At 68.5% G+C, this 14,194-nt stretch carries 16 protein-coding genes and 1 pseudogene; 10 read left to right on the top strand and 7 right to left on the bottom strand.

The genetic code is table 11. The features are described from left to right. Positions 1-211 (bottom strand): annotated as a pseudogene (locus MPTA5024_RS43625) (hypothetical protein); the annotation flags it as partial. Between the two features lie 156 nt (positions 212-367). On the opposite strand from MPTA5024_RS43625, the gene MPTA5024_RS18975 reads away from it, so the two are divergent. Beyond that, positions 368-889 carry a hypothetical protein gene (locus tag MPTA5024_RS18975; RefSeq protein WP_157099546.1) on the top strand — a complete coding sequence of 174 codons (522 nt, stop codon included), beginning with the start codon at positions 368-370 and terminating at the stop codon, positions 887-889. 237 nt (positions 890-1,126) lie between these two features. Then, positions 1,127-2,023 (top strand): prolipoprotein diacylglyceryl transferase, encoded by an 897-nt coding sequence (lgt, locus tag MPTA5024_RS18970; RefSeq protein WP_036325344.1) that lies wholly within the window; start codon positions 1,127-1,129, stop codon positions 2,021-2,023. Between the two features lie 23 nt (positions 2,024-2,046). On the opposite strand, the gene MPTA5024_RS18965 is transcribed toward lgt, so the two are convergent. After that, on the bottom strand, positions 2,047-2,466 hold the full coding sequence (locus MPTA5024_RS18965) for a MarR family winged helix-turn-helix transcriptional regulator (RefSeq protein ID WP_036326769.1): 420 nt from the start codon (positions 2,464-2,466) through the stop codon (positions 2,047-2,049). Positions 2,467-2,559: 93 nt separating this feature from the next. On the opposite strand from MPTA5024_RS18965, the gene MPTA5024_RS18960 reads away from it, so the two are divergent. Continuing rightward, positions 2,560-3,426, top strand: a complete 867-nt coding sequence (locus MPTA5024_RS18960; RefSeq protein WP_036325343.1) for an NAD(P)H-binding protein — start codon at positions 2,560-2,562, stop codon at positions 3,424-3,426. Between the two features lie 287 nt (positions 3,427-3,713). On the opposite strand, the gene MPTA5024_RS18955 is transcribed toward MPTA5024_RS18960, so the two are convergent. The 3 genes from MPTA5024_RS18955 to MPTA5024_RS18945 are packed head-to-tail and all read right to left on the bottom strand — an operon-like array spanning position 3,714 to position 6,903. Then, positions 3,714-5,060: a nitrilase-related carbon-nitrogen hydrolase gene (locus MPTA5024_RS18955; protein WP_051458337.1), complete on the bottom strand. Its 1,347-nt coding sequence runs from the start codon at positions 5,058-5,060 to the stop codon at positions 3,714-3,716. Positions 5,061-5,095: 35 nt separating this feature from the next. Further along, the gene (locus MPTA5024_RS18950; RefSeq protein WP_036325342.1) at positions 5,096-5,782 is read right to left on the bottom strand and encodes a response regulator; all 687 of its coding nucleotides are present in this window, start codon (positions 5,780-5,782) and stop codon (positions 5,096-5,098) included. Between the two features lie 5 nt (positions 5,783-5,787). Continuing rightward, entirely contained in the window at positions 5,788-6,903 is a 1,116-nt protein-coding gene (locus MPTA5024_RS18945; protein WP_036325341.1) for a sensor histidine kinase, read from the bottom strand. Between the two features lie 383 nt (positions 6,904-7,286). Between MPTA5024_RS18945 and MPTA5024_RS18940 the strand changes: the two genes are divergently transcribed. The 3 genes from MPTA5024_RS18940 to MPTA5024_RS18930 all read left to right on the top strand — a co-directional run bounded on the left by MPTA5024_RS18940 (position 7,287) and on the right by MPTA5024_RS18930 (position 10,443). Continuing rightward, on the top strand, positions 7,287-8,165 hold the full coding sequence (locus MPTA5024_RS18940) for a helix-turn-helix domain-containing protein (protein WP_036325340.1): 879 nt from the start codon (positions 7,287-7,289) through the stop codon (positions 8,163-8,165). Positions 8,166-8,520: 355 nt separating this feature from the next. Next, positions 8,521-9,411 (top strand): SDR family oxidoreductase, encoded by an 891-nt coding sequence (locus MPTA5024_RS18935; protein ID WP_036325339.1) that lies wholly within the window; start codon positions 8,521-8,523, stop codon positions 9,409-9,411. A gap of 24 nt (positions 9,412-9,435) precedes the next feature. Beyond that, the gene (locus MPTA5024_RS18930) at positions 9,436-10,443 is read left to right on the top strand and encodes an alcohol dehydrogenase catalytic domain-containing protein (protein ID WP_036325338.1); all 1,008 of its coding nucleotides are present in this window, start codon (positions 9,436-9,438) and stop codon (positions 10,441-10,443) included. A gap of 79 nt (positions 10,444-10,522) precedes the next feature. Here the strand turns inward: MPTA5024_RS18930 and MPTA5024_RS44310 are convergent, their stop codons facing one another. Continuing rightward, a complete protein-coding gene (locus tag MPTA5024_RS44310; protein ID WP_269750604.1) occupies positions 10,523-10,645 on the bottom strand; it encodes a hypothetical protein in 123 nt (40 codons plus the stop codon). Positions 10,646-10,964: 319 nt separating this feature from the next. On the opposite strand from MPTA5024_RS44310, the gene MPTA5024_RS18925 reads away from it, so the two are divergent. Together MPTA5024_RS18925 and MPTA5024_RS39800 are read left to right on the top strand one after the other, a co-directional pair. Continuing rightward, complete coding sequence (locus MPTA5024_RS18925; protein WP_036325337.1) at positions 10,965-11,465, top strand: hypothetical protein; 501 nt, start codon at positions 10,965-10,967, stop codon at positions 11,463-11,465. A 446-nt stretch (positions 11,466-11,911) separates the two neighbouring features. Next, on the top strand, positions 11,912-12,100 hold the full coding sequence (locus MPTA5024_RS39800; RefSeq protein WP_332310627.1) for a VOC family protein: 189 nt from the start codon (positions 11,912-11,914) through the stop codon (positions 12,098-12,100). Here MPTA5024_RS39800 and MPTA5024_RS18920 read toward each other — a convergent pair. Beyond that, positions 12,052-12,999 (bottom strand): SDR family NAD(P)-dependent oxidoreductase, encoded by a 948-nt coding sequence (locus MPTA5024_RS18920; protein WP_036325336.1) that lies wholly within the window; start codon positions 12,997-12,999, stop codon positions 12,052-12,054. The two genes, MPTA5024_RS39800 and MPTA5024_RS18920, sit on opposite strands and share 49 nt — an antisense overlap. Positions 13,000-13,098: 99 nt before the next feature. Between MPTA5024_RS18920 and MPTA5024_RS18915 the strand changes: the two genes are divergently transcribed. Both MPTA5024_RS18915 and MPTA5024_RS39795 read left to right on the top strand, forming a co-directional pair. Next, positions 13,099-13,770 carry a TetR/AcrR family transcriptional regulator gene (locus MPTA5024_RS18915; protein WP_232326526.1) on the top strand — a complete coding sequence of 224 codons (672 nt, stop codon included), beginning with the start codon at positions 13,099-13,101 and terminating at the stop codon, positions 13,768-13,770. A 207-nt stretch (positions 13,771-13,977) separates the two neighbouring features. Further along, positions 13,978-14,194: transposase (locus MPTA5024_RS39795; protein ID WP_157099606.1), on the top strand; the 217-nt coding region annotated here is incomplete at its 3' end.

Below are 14,194 nucleotides of genomic sequence, written 5' to 3'. Positions count from 1 at the left end.
GTGGACATCCGACCACGAGCTTGCGGAAGCCAGTCAGCTCCCCGCCCAGCAGGTAGCCGGCCTCTGGATTCTTCAACAGCAAGAGAATATTTTTGAGACGTCCAGAAGAATGCGCCTCCGAGCTGCTAGGACTCGTCGGATACGCTGGAGCCGCGCTCCCGGGCAAACGCCACAGACGGGTGGCTGTCCGCCGGGCGAATTTGAAATCCATACTTTCTTGACACTTCCGTGGCAGCCGCCACAATGACGGTGTCGTCGCGAGTGGCGCCCTCTCGACGTGGACCATATTCATTGGTTTCGGTTGAGACGTGGGAGTTCACACATGCGCTCAGGATTGTCGCGCGCGTTGATGGCGACGGTCATCGCCGTGACAGCGGTTCTCGTGCCGGCGGGGCCCGCGTCCGCGGGGATCTGGCAGCTCACCGACGGGTTCGAGCCGTCGACGAATCCCGCGTCCAGATGGACGTTCACCGCGAACGGGGGGTGCAGCGGGCCGGTGTTCGGCAGCGCGTCGAACACGCCCCGTACGGGGAGCGGCATGGCCGCCATGTCGGCCTTCACGAAGGGCGACTGGTGCGCGCTCGGGCGGACCATCAACCTCACGCCGGTGAGCATTCACCCGGGCGCACGATGCACCGCCGGCGTCTGGACGGACCTGTGGGGGGAGATGGCCCAGTTCAACCTTGAGGTGATCGATCCCGACACGTGGACGTACATCGCGCTGAAGTCGATCACCCAGGACTGGGTCCACGGCTGGGAGCTCCAGACGGTGAGCTGGACCGCGCAACGCTCCGACGTCGTCCTGCGGTTCGCCGTCGTGCAGCGGAACCCGTACTGGCACGCCGCGGAGGTCGACCTCGACGACGTCGTGGTGCAGTGCGCCTACTGATCGAGCGAGCCGTCCGGGCTGGTCGGCGTGCCGGGGTGTCGCGGCGGCGTCCGTCGCCGCCGACGACGCCGCGCGTGGAGAAAGATCACCGGACCTGAAACAGGCCCCGAGCAGCCGAAGCCGCATCACGGGTACCGGCCGTCGTCGAATGCCGTACGGGTTCGTCTACGCCCGTAAGTGTTTGCGATCCGGTCGCGTGGGCGGCCAAGCGGCCTCCCGTTGACTAGCCTCACCGGCATGCCCTTCGCCTCGATTCCCAGCCCCTCCCAAGGGGTCTGGCATCTCGGATTCATCCCGATCCGGGCCTACGCACTGTGCTTCCTCGTCGCGATCGTCTTCGCGACCTGGCTGAGCGATCGCCGCTGGCGCGCCCATGGCGGGGAGAAGGGCACGATCAGCGACATCGCGGTCCCCGGCGTGATCTTCGGCCTGATCGGCGCTCGTCTGTACCACGTCATCACCGACTGGCAGACCTACTTCGGCCCGCGCGCGATCAAGGAGCCCTACCAGGCGCTGTTCATATGGGAGGGCGGGCTCAGCATCTGGGGCGCGGTCGCCCTGGGAGGCGTGGGCGTCTGGCTGGCCTGCCGTCGCCGGGGACTGTCGCTGGGCGCCGTGGCCGACACGGTCGCGCCCGCCATCGCGTTCGGGCAGGCGATCGCCCGCTGGGGCAACTGGTTCAACCAGGAGCTGTACGGCGGTCCGACCACCTTGCCGTGGGGCCTGGAGATCGACCAGGCGCACGGCGGCGCGCCAGGCGTGCTCTACCACCCGACGTTCCTGTACGAGTCGCTGTGGGACGCGGCACTCGGTTTCGCGCTGATCCTGGCCGGCAGGCGGTTCACGCTGCGCCACGGCCGCCTGTTCGCCCTGTACGTCGCCGGCTACACGTTCGGGCGGTTCTGGATCGAGGGGCTGCGGGTCGACCCGGTGGGCGGAGTGGACCATGCGGTGACGCTCCTGGGGCTGCGGATCAACCAGTGGACCTCGATCGTGCTGTTCATCGGCGCGCTGGTCTATCTCTGGGTGACTCGCGACAAGGACGTCGAACAGATCGTGGCGCCGGCCTCACAACACAAGGACTCGCACGAGGAGAACGGCGGACAGGCCGTCGATCCCATCGAGACCACCTGACGCGGCAAAGGCGGCGGCCATGGTCACAGCAGGCCGCTGCCCGACTTGTAGATCTTGGTGAGCGCGCTCATCAGATGGTGGCGCTCGTCCTCGGTCAGACCTGCGGTGATCTTCTCTTCCAGGCTGCGGCGTTCCGCCTCGACCGGCTCCCGGAGCGCCCGGCCCGCATCGGTCAGCCAGAGTCTGACGAGCCTGCTGTCGCGTTCGTCGCGGCTGCGGGTGAGCAGGCCGACGGCGCTCATCCGGGTGGCCATTTTGACGACCGTGGGCGTGGTGACATGCAGCGCGGCGGCGATTTCGCCGGGCGTGCTGCCGTCGCGCTCCCACAGTGCCGCCAGCAGATGATCCTGCCCCTGGTGCAGTCCATGACGGCGCATGGCGGTCTCGACCAGCGCACGCAGCACCTTCGTCGTCTTGCTGTGCAGGTCGAGGAACTCGGGCACCGCCACCTCCGGACAACAGGTCGATTGACGGCTAATCATTAACCGGCTAACGTTTCGGCTCGATCGTTAGACGGCAAACGACTAGGAGCCTCGATGATACTGGTGACCGGAGCCACCGGGAGAATCGGCCGCGAGCTGACCGGCGAGCTCGATGCGAGAAACGCGAAGTTCCGCATCCTCGTCCGCGACCCGGCCCGCGCGGCCGGCCTCCCCGCAAGCGCGGAGCGCGTGGTCGGCGACCTCGACGATCCCGCGACACTCGCCGCCGCCTTCGACGGTATTGACCGGCTGTTCCTGCTCACCCCGGGCATCGGCACCGATCAGGCCGCCAACGCCATCACCGCCGCCCGCGCCGCGGGAGTGCGCCACATCGTGCTGCTGTCGTCCATCTGGGTTTCCGGCGATCCGGTACCCGCCATGGGCCGCTGGCACCACCAACGCGAGCACCTCCTGCGCATGTCTGGCATACCGGCCACGATTCTGCGTCCCGGCGGCTTCACGACCAACGCCCTGGAATGGGTACCGTCCATTAAGAATGAGGGATTCGTCCTCGACGCGATCGGACCGGGCCGCTCCGCGCCGATCGATCCGGCCGACATCGCCGCCGTCGCCGGCCTCGTACTGACCGAGGACGGCCATGGCGGCCAGACCTATACCCTCACCGGCGATGAGGCGCTCACCGTCGCCGAACAGGTCGCGATCATCGCCGACACCATCGGCCGCGACATCGAGGTCCGTGCGGCAGCCTCCCCCGAAGAGATCGTCCGCTCCCGCTATCCCAACGGCGCGCCCAGGCCCCTTGCCGACGCGATCCTCGAAGCCGCCGCGATCATGCGGGCGGACACGACCGGAGTGCGCACCGACACCGTGCAACGCCTGCTCGGCCGCCGCCCTCGCACCTTTGCCGACTGGTGCACCCGAAACGCCGACGCCCTGCGACTCGACGGCGAACTCGAGTAGGGCAACGACACGCGTGGCCCGCGTCCCGCGCCGGTCGGCCAGCCGGCCGGGCTGCGGCTCTCCGGCCGGTCCCGGCCAGCCCCGCCGACGCGCTGAGGACGACTGGAACTGATCCTCGGCCGGGTGAAGGCGTCATGGGTAATGCCTTGACAGCCCGATCGGTTGCCGCAGCCCTCCTCCGTCGGGCTTTGCCGTCAAAAGCGGTCGGTCGGCGCGGACACGACACCGAGCGGCGGCTGCACGTCTCCGTCAGCCCCGCCCGGCGCCGCGTCGGAGGTCGCCGCCGCCTACACCGAGCTCAATGTCGAGCTCATCATGGTCCCGCCGGTCGGGCCCTCGCTCACCGAGCTGGAAGGTTTCGTACGGGCCAGCCCGCCGAGCGCGAGCAGCAGCAACCCGGACGAGGCCCACGCGGCCCAGTCGCCCAGGGCGGTGTAGGGGGTGGCCGAGCCCTCCCGAGGCAGGGTGGCCGTGACCGTGGTCATGCCCGTTCTGTCGCTGTAGCGCTCGGTCACGATCCGGCCGCGGTTGTCGCTGACCGTCAGCCATCCCTGGCGTGCGGCACGGGCCACTGCCAGGCCGTTCTCCACGCCGCGCACCACCGCCATGCGGCTGTGCAGCCACGCGTCCTCGTCGAAGTCCCAGGAGGGCGCGAGCAGGGCGGCGACGCCGGCCTTGCCGTACTCCCTGACCAGGCCGGGGAAGTCGAGGTCCTTGCAGATGATGAGGCCGAGCCGATTGCCGTCGAGGAAGGCCAAGCCGGTGCCGGGCCGGAAGCTGCGCTCCACCCCGGGGATCATGTGGTGCTTGTCGTAGCGCACGCCGGAGGGGTAGCTCACCGCGCTGTTGGTCTCCATGGCGATCCCCGCGACCACCTCCACGCCCGGGCGGGTGAACGGCAGGTCGGCGGTCGTGAAAACCTTCTCGGGCAGCACCACGATCTCCGCACCGCGGGCCACCGCGGTGTCGATGGCTTCGCCGTACCGGCGGACGAGATCCTCGGAGTTGTCCGTCGCGACCAGCGCGACCTTCCGTCCTCCGGTGTCGGCGGGCGTCGAGAGCCGTACGAACCCATGGCCGAGCGTGAGCGCCACCAGCACGCCCGAGACCACCGCCGCCCGTGGCCGCAGGACCGCGATCGAGGCAGGCACGAACAGCAGGAGGAAGGTGATGCCCCAGACCCCGGTGACAGAGGCGGTCTGCAGCACGGGCAGGAAGTCGGCCTGCGTGTACGCCAGACTCCACCAGGCCCCGTGCGGTCCGGCGAGGTTCATGACGTACTCGGTGGTGACCCAGACGGCCGGTACGGCTGCCGCCGCCAGGAGCGGCCTGCCGCGCATGAGCAGGGTGCGGAAGAGCAGCACGCCCAGGCCGTAGCAGAGCGCGGGGCCGGCGATGAGGGCGGCGGCCAGCGCGGTCGGCATCTCGAGGGTCCGGGTGAAGTACGGCCACATCTGCACCTGGCCGGCGAGCCAGACGAGCGTCCCGGCGACGAAAGCCGTACCCCTGCCCGCCCGGCGAGCCAGGAACAGGACGGGCAGCGGCGCGAGCCAGGTGAGCCACCAGACGGGGTGGAGACCGGTGCCGAAGCACATCAGGACGGCGGAGGCGAGGGTGAGGAGGATGCGTTCCATGCCGACGATCGTGCTTTCCTCACCCTGCCGGCGCGTCAGTCTCGAGTGCGATCTCCGTTGTCACTCTCACCGGCGACCACCAGCCCGGACTCATAGGCCAGCACCACGGCCTGGACCCGGTCCCGCAGGTCCAGCTTGGTGAGCATGCGGCTGACGTGCGTCTTGACCGTGTGCTCGGTGACCGTGAGCGAGGCGGCGATCTCCGCGTTCGACAGGCCGCCCGCGACCAGCTTCAGCGTCTCGCGCTCGCGTTCGGTCAGTGCGTCCAGCCTGGCCGCCAGCCGGGGGGCGACGCCGTGGGCGGGCCTGCGCACCAGGTCCTCGAGCAGTCTCCTGGTCGCCGCCGGGGCAAGCAGGGCTTCGCCCGAGGCGACGGTGCGCACGGCGTGGGCGAGCTCGTCGCGCCGGATGTCCTTCAGCAGGAAACCGCTCGCTCCCGCCCGGACCGCGTCGTAGACGTACTCGTCGAGGTCGAACATGGTCAGCACCAGCACCTTGGCGGCGGTGGTGGCGCAGATCTCCCTGGTCGCCTCGATGCCGTTCTTGCCCGGCATGCGCACGTCCATCAGGACCACGTCCGGCTGGAGCCGTCTGGCCTCCGCTATCGCCTCCTCGCCGTCGGCGGCCTCGCCGACCACCTCCATGTCCGGCTGCGCGCCCAGGATCAGCCCGAACCCCGCGCGGAACAGGTCCTGGTCGTCGGCGATGAGCACCCGTAACATGCGGGCTATTCAAGCGGAAATTCAGCTTTCACCAAGAATCCCCCGTTTTCCCCCGCCTCGGCCCTGAGCGTTCCGCCACATGCCGCCGCCCGTTCCCGCATCCCAGCCAGCCCGTAACCGCCGCCCTCACCAGGCCCCCGCCCGTCGTCGGCGATCTCCACCGTCAGGCTCTCCCGCCAGGTAAGAGTGAGGCGTACGGCACGCGTACCGGCGTGCTTGCGCACGTTGGTCAGCGCCTCCTGAACGATGCGGTAGACGGCGGCCTCAGCGCTTTCGGAGACCGGGCGCGGGGTACCGACGGTCGTGCTCACCACGTCGAGGCCGCTGTGCTCGACCAGCGCAGGGAGGTTGGCCAGATGGGGCTGAAACAGCGACCCGCGCAGGCGCTCGCCGGCCTGGCGCCACGCCGGTCCGCCACCTTCGCCCGGGGACCGCAGCGCGGCGAGCACCCCCCGAAGCTCGGCCAGCGCACCCCTTCCCGTGTCGGCGATCGCATCGAAAACCGCCTCGGCCCTGTCCGGGTCGCTGCGCACCACCACCGGCCCGGCCTCGGCCTGAACCACCATCAGCCCAACGGAATGGGTGACGATGTCGTGCATGTCACGCGCGATCCGGGTGCGCTCCTCGGCCGCCGCCGCGATGTGCTCCTGCTCCCGCCGCCGCGCCCGCTCGGCCAGTTCGGCGGTTCGCGAACGACTCGCCCTGGCACTGGTGCCCAGCGCGTAGGCGGCCACGAAGGCAGTCCCCATCAGCCGGAAGGTCTCGTCGTTCTCTCCCGGCAGCACCAGCGAGACACCCACAGTCGCGACGATCAACGGAATCGCCGCCAGCCTCTTCCACGTGTGGCTCAGGTCGGCGATCGTGTAGACGGCCAGCAGCGGCCCAAAGGGCAAAAAGGGCTTCTCCCACGTCACCATCACCGACATCGCCGCCCCAACCACCACCGCGACCACCATCGGTGCCCGCCTACGCCACCACACCGGCACCGACGCCGACAGCCCCAGCCCGATGATCCACCACGGTTTGGGATCGGGCAGTAGAAGCGGCCCAACCGTGGCCAGGACCACGCCCACCGCAAGCGCCCCGTCAACCGCCCTACCGATCCGGCCCGCTGCGAACATCCGCCCATTATCAGGATTTGTCAGCCCTCTGCCTTCACTCTCTAGAGTGATCATCCCCGGCCTCCGTCGGTGCGCAGAGCGGCGTACCAGCGTTTGTGAGTCGGCCAGTCGTCGGTGGGGGTTGTAGCCGTGGGGGAAGGCGGCGACGATGGAGCCGGAGCGTTGCCTGCCGGATCAGTGCCCGATGGTTGAACGAGACATGCGAGTAGGCGTCAACGCCGACCGGGAGGTCTCACCCGGTTACCCCTCTGCCGTGACAAGACGTTTACCCCGGATGACCTGGTGTTTCGTCCTATGTCGTAATTTGGTCAGCGATGACACTCAGGGGAACTGATCTTGAATCAAGGGGGGGCCGGCAGCCGGAGGACGTCTTCGCGCGCAGCATGCTGGCTGAGTTCTCGCTTCCGGGGGAGCGGGTTCTGTGCAGCGGGGACCTGGGCTGGCAGACGATGCTCGCCCGCACGTACGTCGATCCGCCGCGGGTGGAGCAGTTCTCCACCGCGCAGTCGAGTGACCTACTGATCGTGCTGGTGACCAGCGGCACATACGCCATCGAGAGCCGCAAGGGCCGCCGCTGGCGACAGGCGAACTACCATCCCGGCTCAGTGGGGGTGACATCGCCGGACAACGTGAGCGTGTTGCGCTGGCAGAGCACGTCGGTGCAGCGGCTGGAGTCGCTGCACATGCATCTCAGCGCGGACCTGCTCAAGCAGATCTCTGAGGCGCTCGGCGACAAGGATCCATGGCAGCGGAGGCTGCCGGACGCTCTGCTGCTCGACGATCCCTTCGTCGTGTCGGCGGGGCGAGCGGTCGGGCGGGCGCTGCGGAGTCGCGCGCCGGCCCTGTACGCCGACTCGATCGCGCAGGTGCTCGCCACGCACCTGCTGTACGGCCTGGAGTCGGAGATCGCGACCAAGGTGCGGCCTGCCGCGTTCGGCGAGTCCGCGTTGCGGCGCGTCACGGCGTACATGCACGAGCACCTGCACGAGGACGTGAGTCTCGACGATCTCGCCGCCCAGGCGAACATCAGTAAGTACCACTTCCTGCGCACGTTCTCCAAGATGACCGGTACCACCCCGCACCGCTACCTGGTGGACCTGCGCATGAGCCGGGCCGCCGATCTGCTCCGCGACACCGTTCAGCCGGTGCTGCACATCGCTGTGGCCTGTGGGTACCGCAGCCCCGCGCAGTTCACCGCCGCCTTCCGCCGGCGCTTCGGTCTGTCCCCCACGGAGTTCCGCCGCCAGTTCCGAGCGGGATGATCACTGAGCCGGCACCAGGGCCGGCGCACGGTCTGCGCAACCCCGGGCGGACATTGCGCAATTTTCGGACATAACGGACGGTCCACATCTGGCAATCTGGGCGGGCTTCAATGGAGTGCCCTGCCCCGATCCGTTGAGATACCGACTGCGATAGCGCACGTCACGTGAGGTCGCAGCGCCGTCGCGGCGCGGTCTCGGCGGGCACGGACAGGGCGCGGCGCGGACGTCGCCGAGATCCCGATCAGTGTAGGGACCTCTCTCCACCATCATCGCCGGCTTCGGCGCGTTCGCCGGGCGAGCCGAGCCGGAATGTTCGTCCTGCGCACGTCGCACGACCGACAGAAGAGGAATCGATATGACCAACGTCATCGTCATCACTGGGGCGTCCAGCGGTTTCGGCGCGCTGTCCGCGCGCGCTCTGGCCGATGCCGGCAACATCGTCTACGCCGGGATGCGTGCCACCACCGGCCGCAACGCGCCGCAGGTCCAGGCTGCCGCCGACTATGCCAAGGAGTACGGCGTGGACCTGCGCTCGATCGAGCTGGACGTGAGCTCACAGGAGTCCGTCGACGCGGCGATCGCACAGATCGAGGCCGACTCCGGCCGGATCGACGTTCTGATCCACAACGCCGGCCACATGGTGGTCGGCCCGGTCGAGGCGTTCACCCCTGAGCAGCTCGCCGAGCTGTACGACGTGAACGTCCTGTCGACCCAACGGGTGAACCGTGCGGTGCTGCCGGGCATGCGGCACCGTGGGCAGGGCCTGGTGATCTGGGTGTCCAGCTCCAGCGTCAAGGGCGGCACCCCGCCGTACCTGGCGCCGTACTTCGCCGCGAAGGCCGGCATGGACTCGCTCGCGGTGAGCTACTCCGCCGAGCTGGCGCGGTGGGGCGTGGAGACCTCGATCGTGGTGCCGGGGTCGTTCACCAGCGGAACCAACCACTTCGCCCATTCGGGCCGCCCCGCCGACACCGACGTCGAGACGGAGTACGAGGCCAGGTACACGGGTTTGATGGATCAGGTCTCGCAGAAACTCGCCGCCTTGTTCCCCGCGGACGCCGACGTCTCGCTGGTCTCCGATGAGATCGCCCGGATCGTCGCCCTGCCGGCCGGGCAGCGGCCGTACCGGGTTCACATCGACCCGGCGAACGACGGATCCGAAGAGGTCTCGAATGTGGCCGACCGCGTCCGTCGCGAGTTCTACGCCCGCATCGGCCTCGATGACCTGCTCACCGTTCACAAATAGAACTGACAGAAAAGAGGAGTAGCGATGCGTGCAGCTGTCGCGACCGGGGTGAACGAGCCTCTGTCGATCGAGGAACGGGATGTGCCCACGCCAGGGCCGGGTGAGGTACTGGTCCGGCTCATCGCGTGTGGGGTGTGTTTCACCGACCTGAACCTGGTCCGGGGGCACTACCCGTTCGCCCGGTTCCCGGTGGTGCCTGGGCATGAGGTCACCGGTGTGGTGGAGTCTGTCGGGGAGGGCGTCACCTTCCCGGCGGTGGGCACCCATGTCGGGGCGCAGTTCCTGTACGACTCGTGCGGGCACTGCGACTACTGCGTACGGGGCGAGCAGATTCTGTGCCCGTCCAAGCGGATCACCGGCATCATGACCGATGGCGGGTACGCCGAGTACGGCATCTTCAAGGCCGGGTATGTCACCCCGCTTCCGGACGGGCTGGACCCGATCGCGGCCGCGCCGCTGATGTGCGCGGGCATCACCGCCTACAACGGATTGCGCCGGGCCGGGATCACGCCTGACTCCAGGGTGGCGGTCATCGGTGCCGGCGGCATCGGGGCACTCGCCATCCGGTACGCCGTCGCCATGGGCGCTCGCGTCGCGGTCATCGGGCATTCGCGCCGGTCGGAGCAGGAGGCGCTGGGACTGGGCGCCGAGCGGTTCATCGCCGGCGGGGAGGAGGATCCGGCGGTCGCGCTGAAGGCCTGGGAAGGTGGCGCGAACGTCGTCCTGAACGCGGCCCCCACCACCGCGGCCGCCGCGTCGACGCTTGGCGGGCTGGCCCCCGACGGCACGCTCGTGCTGTGCGGGTACGACGGGGACAACCTCTCGTTGCCGACCATGCCGATGGTCCTCAACCGGCTGCACGTCATGGCCAACCCGTCGGGCTCCCCGCACGACCTGCGCGACACGCTGCGCTTTTCCGCGTTCCACAACATCCTGCCCGAGATCACCCAGATCTCGCTGGACGAGGCGCCGAAGACGCTGGAGGCGATGGCCGCAGGTGGTGTCCACGGCCGCCGGGTGATCGTCTTCTGAAACACAGGTGACCGGCGAGAAGGCCCACTGGACAGGCCGCTCAGCGTCTGGAGCCGTTCCTGGCTTTGGACGGCAGTTCTCAGCGCAGCCGGAACACCAACAAAACCGCCCTTTTCCGCGCGTCGGCGACGTGCTGATGGGCGCGGGCGAAGGTGGAGTCCACGCTGACGACCCAGGTGATGCGCGTCGCGACGGTCACCATCGATCTGGTCGATCGAGGATGCCCGCAGAGTGTGGCATGCCCTCCTGCTCGGCGAGGTGCGATAGGCGGTCCAGCGCTCGCGCGGCCCCGCTCACCCGGGCGGGGCCGCACCTGTGTCTATGACCCGTGCCACTACTCCCCCGCCCCCGATGGCTGCCGACCGACCAAGGACCACGAAGAATGACGCAGCGGGGGTGGCGTTGGCGCGCCGGTTTGTGTGCGGCGGGTTGGTGCGTCGTCAGGGTGGGGGCGTCACAGGAGGTCACATCCGGGATGGAAGGGCCTGTACGGGGATCGTTGCGACGCTCACACTGATCCAGTGAACGTGATCGAGCCGCACGATCAGTTGCCGCTCTACCCGGGGGAAAAGGTTCTGTGGACTGACTCGCCGACCAAACATCGGCCCTCGGTCAACGCTGGCCTGCTGGTCCCGTCGGGAATGGCGGCGGTGGGGCTGGCCGTCATGGGTCCAGCGCTATTGGCGAACTTCAGTCCGTTTCTCCTGGTCTTCATGCTTGTCTGGGAGGGCCTCGCGCTCAACATGGGCCCGGTGCGGTGGCTGCGAGGGTGGCGTACGAACCGGACAGTGCGGTACACGGCAACCGACCGCAGGGTACTTGTGACCTTCCGAAACGGCGGGCCGCGGTCGGTGAGCTACGAGTACCAGCGGCTGGGGCCGCCTCAGGTCGTCCACGGGAACATCCGGATGGAATGGCTCGGCGAGCCTGGCAAGGTGGTGGAGTTGAGCGACATCCATGACCCGTTGATCGTGCAAGATCTGATCACGCGCGCCCAGGCCGAGCAGCGGCATCCTCTGTGATGTTTCCCGCGCAGGGGAGAAACGCTGCGATTCCTGTCAACAGCGGGCTGCCTCCCGGCTTGATCGTGGAGTTGTAGTACCGCAGCGCGGTTGACAGGCCGGGATCATCGTGGAGCCCGAGGCCCCCGCCGGAGGCGACTGCCCACCATCGGGCAGCTCGGGATGGTTCCGGTGGTGAAACGCTCGCCCGTACCCGCTGTTGGTAATGAAGGTTCTCGCCGAAAACGGCTCTGGCCGACGGGGCAGCTCACACCGGTGCCGCCGAGGCCGCAGTAGCCATTCGGCACCTTAAAAGGTATTGCTGGTGCTAGCGGTTCTCCTCGGGCAACACTTCGCGGCCGAGCTCGGTCGAGAGGTCTTGCTCGGATGTCTCTGGAGAACCCCGGGGGCGTACGTCCTCGGACCTTCTTTCAGCAGGCCCCGGAGGCAAGACCGCCAAGAACCGCCTGCACCTGGGCGTACACGCCACACCCGGCCTGCACGGCGACGAGCGGATGGCCGCCCTCGAAGCGGAGTGCAAGCGCCTCGTCGGTTTCGGCGCCACCCGCTTGCGCCGCGACAAGCCGGCGCCTCCTCCCAGCGCGGGCTACATCGTGATGGCCGATCCGGAGGGATACGAGTTCTGCTTGGACTGAACGACGGGGAACCTCACCCCGGTGAGGTCTTCGGAGACGGCCCACAGCCGCTGCTGGACGGCTACCTCGTACGACTGCGGGCTGGAGGTGACCAGCCGGGGGTGGCCCATGATCTCGTAGCGTCCGCCGGGACCGTAGTACTGGCCGCCGAGCACCGCGGGGTCGGTGGCGGCGCGCAGGGTCGGCAACGCGCCCATCGCCGACGTCTGGGCGATCAGCGGCGCGAGCCAGGTGAGCGGAAGCCGGAGGGCTGCGGGGCTGTTCCGGGCGAGTTCGGTGCTGGACACGCCGGGGTGGGCGGCCAAGGCGACGGTGGAGCCGTGCGCGGCGAGCCGGCGCTGCAGCTCGTACGTGAACATCAGGTTGGCCAGCTTGGACTGGCCGTAGGCGGCGACCCGGCTGTACGACCGCTCCCACTGCAGGTCGTCGAAGTGGATCGCGGCCCGGACGCGGTGGCCGATGCTGCTGACCGTGACCACACGCGAGCCGGGCACCGGCAGCATCCGGTCGAGCAGCAGCCCGGTGAGCGCGAAGTGGCCGAGGTGGTTGGTGCCGAACTGCATCTCGAAGCCGTCCCGGGTGGTCTGCTTCGGGGTGTACATCACGCCGGCGTTGTTGATCAGCAGGTCGATTCGGTCGAGCCGGGACCGCAGCGCCGCCGCGGCGGCCCGGACGGAGTCGAGCGAGGTCAGGTCCAGCGCCTGCACGGTCACGTCGCCGGTCATGCGGGCCGCGGCCTGCTCGCCCTTCTCGACGTTGCGTACGGCGAGCACCACGGACGCCCCGCGCTCGGCCAGCGCCTTGGCGGTCTCGAACCCCAGTCCGGTGTTGGCCCCGGTCACCACGGCCACCCGCCCGCGCTGGTCCGGAATGTTCGCCGTCGTCCACTTCTCGCTCATGCGAGGCTCCTAGGTAACGTACCGAAGGTATCTTGTGCCGACGACGCTAAGGTACTCGCGGTACGTTGTCAACGTACCGGAGGTATTTAAATTAGACTGGTGGCCGTGGCTTTCCAACGGGCGCGAACCGAAGAGCAGCGGGAGATCCGTCGGCGGGGGATCCTCGACATAGCGTCGGCGATGCTCGACGAGATGCCTGTGGCCGCGGTCACCCTCAACGAGCTCAGCCGCCGGGTCGGCCTGGCGAAGCCGAACGTGCTGCGCTACTTCGAGTCTCGCGAGGCGGTGCTGCTGGAACTGCTGGACCGATTCCTGCAGGAGTGGCTGACGGAACTGGCGGGCGAGTTGGCCGCTGGCATCGACGAGAATCTCCCCATGGCGGTGCGAACGGAAGCGGTGGCAGAGATCCTCAGCCGCTCACTCTCCAGCCGAGCGGTGCTGTGCGACCTCTTCGGCGCCCAGGGCAGCGTGCTGGAGCACAACGTCTCCGTCGAGGTCGTAGCACGCTACAAGCGCGCCTCCCTGGACCGCCTGACAACCATGTCCGCCCTGATCCAGAACTACCTGCCGGAGCTGGGCGAGAACGCAACACTGTTCAGCCTGCAAACCATGGTCATGGCCGGCGCGCTATCGGCGTACAGCACACCCCCACCCAGCCTGCAGGCGGCCTACCAGGCCGAGCCCGACCTCGCCCGCTTCCACCTGGAGCTGAAGGACTCCTTGAAGCTGGCCCTGACCACAATCCTCCTGGGCGTGCTGCCTCGCCGCTGACCTGCCTTGCACTGGACAGGTCCTGGAGCCTCGATCCTCGGTCGGAACCAGGCCCGTCGGGCAGGCGCCCACCTAGGGCCTGTATCAAAGTCCGCTGTGGCGGCCGCGCCGCTCTGACGCTCGTGTGCGTGTAGGAGATCGACAACGAAGGAGGTCTCCGGTAAGAGGGTTGATCGACCAAGAACAACCTGAACACCGGAGACCTCGGTGGCTACCTTAGCGGTGACGAGGCGGTTCGACCTCACCGATGCGCAGTGGGCGGTGCTGGAACCGCTGCTACCGGCGCCGAAACGCTCAGGGCGGCCGTCGTCGTTCAGCAAACGGCAGTTGATCGACGGGATCCGCTGGCGGGTCCGCGTGGGGGCGCCCTGGCGGGACGTTCCCGCCTGCTACGGATCCTGGCCCGCGGTGTACGCCCTGTTCC

Source organism: Microbispora sp. ATCC PTA-5024, from assembly GCF_000511135.2.
Lineage (GTDB): Bacteria > Actinomycetota > Actinomycetes > Streptosporangiales > Streptosporangiaceae > Microbispora > Microbispora corallina.
This window is presented reverse-complemented; position numbering and strand designations above follow the sequence as displayed.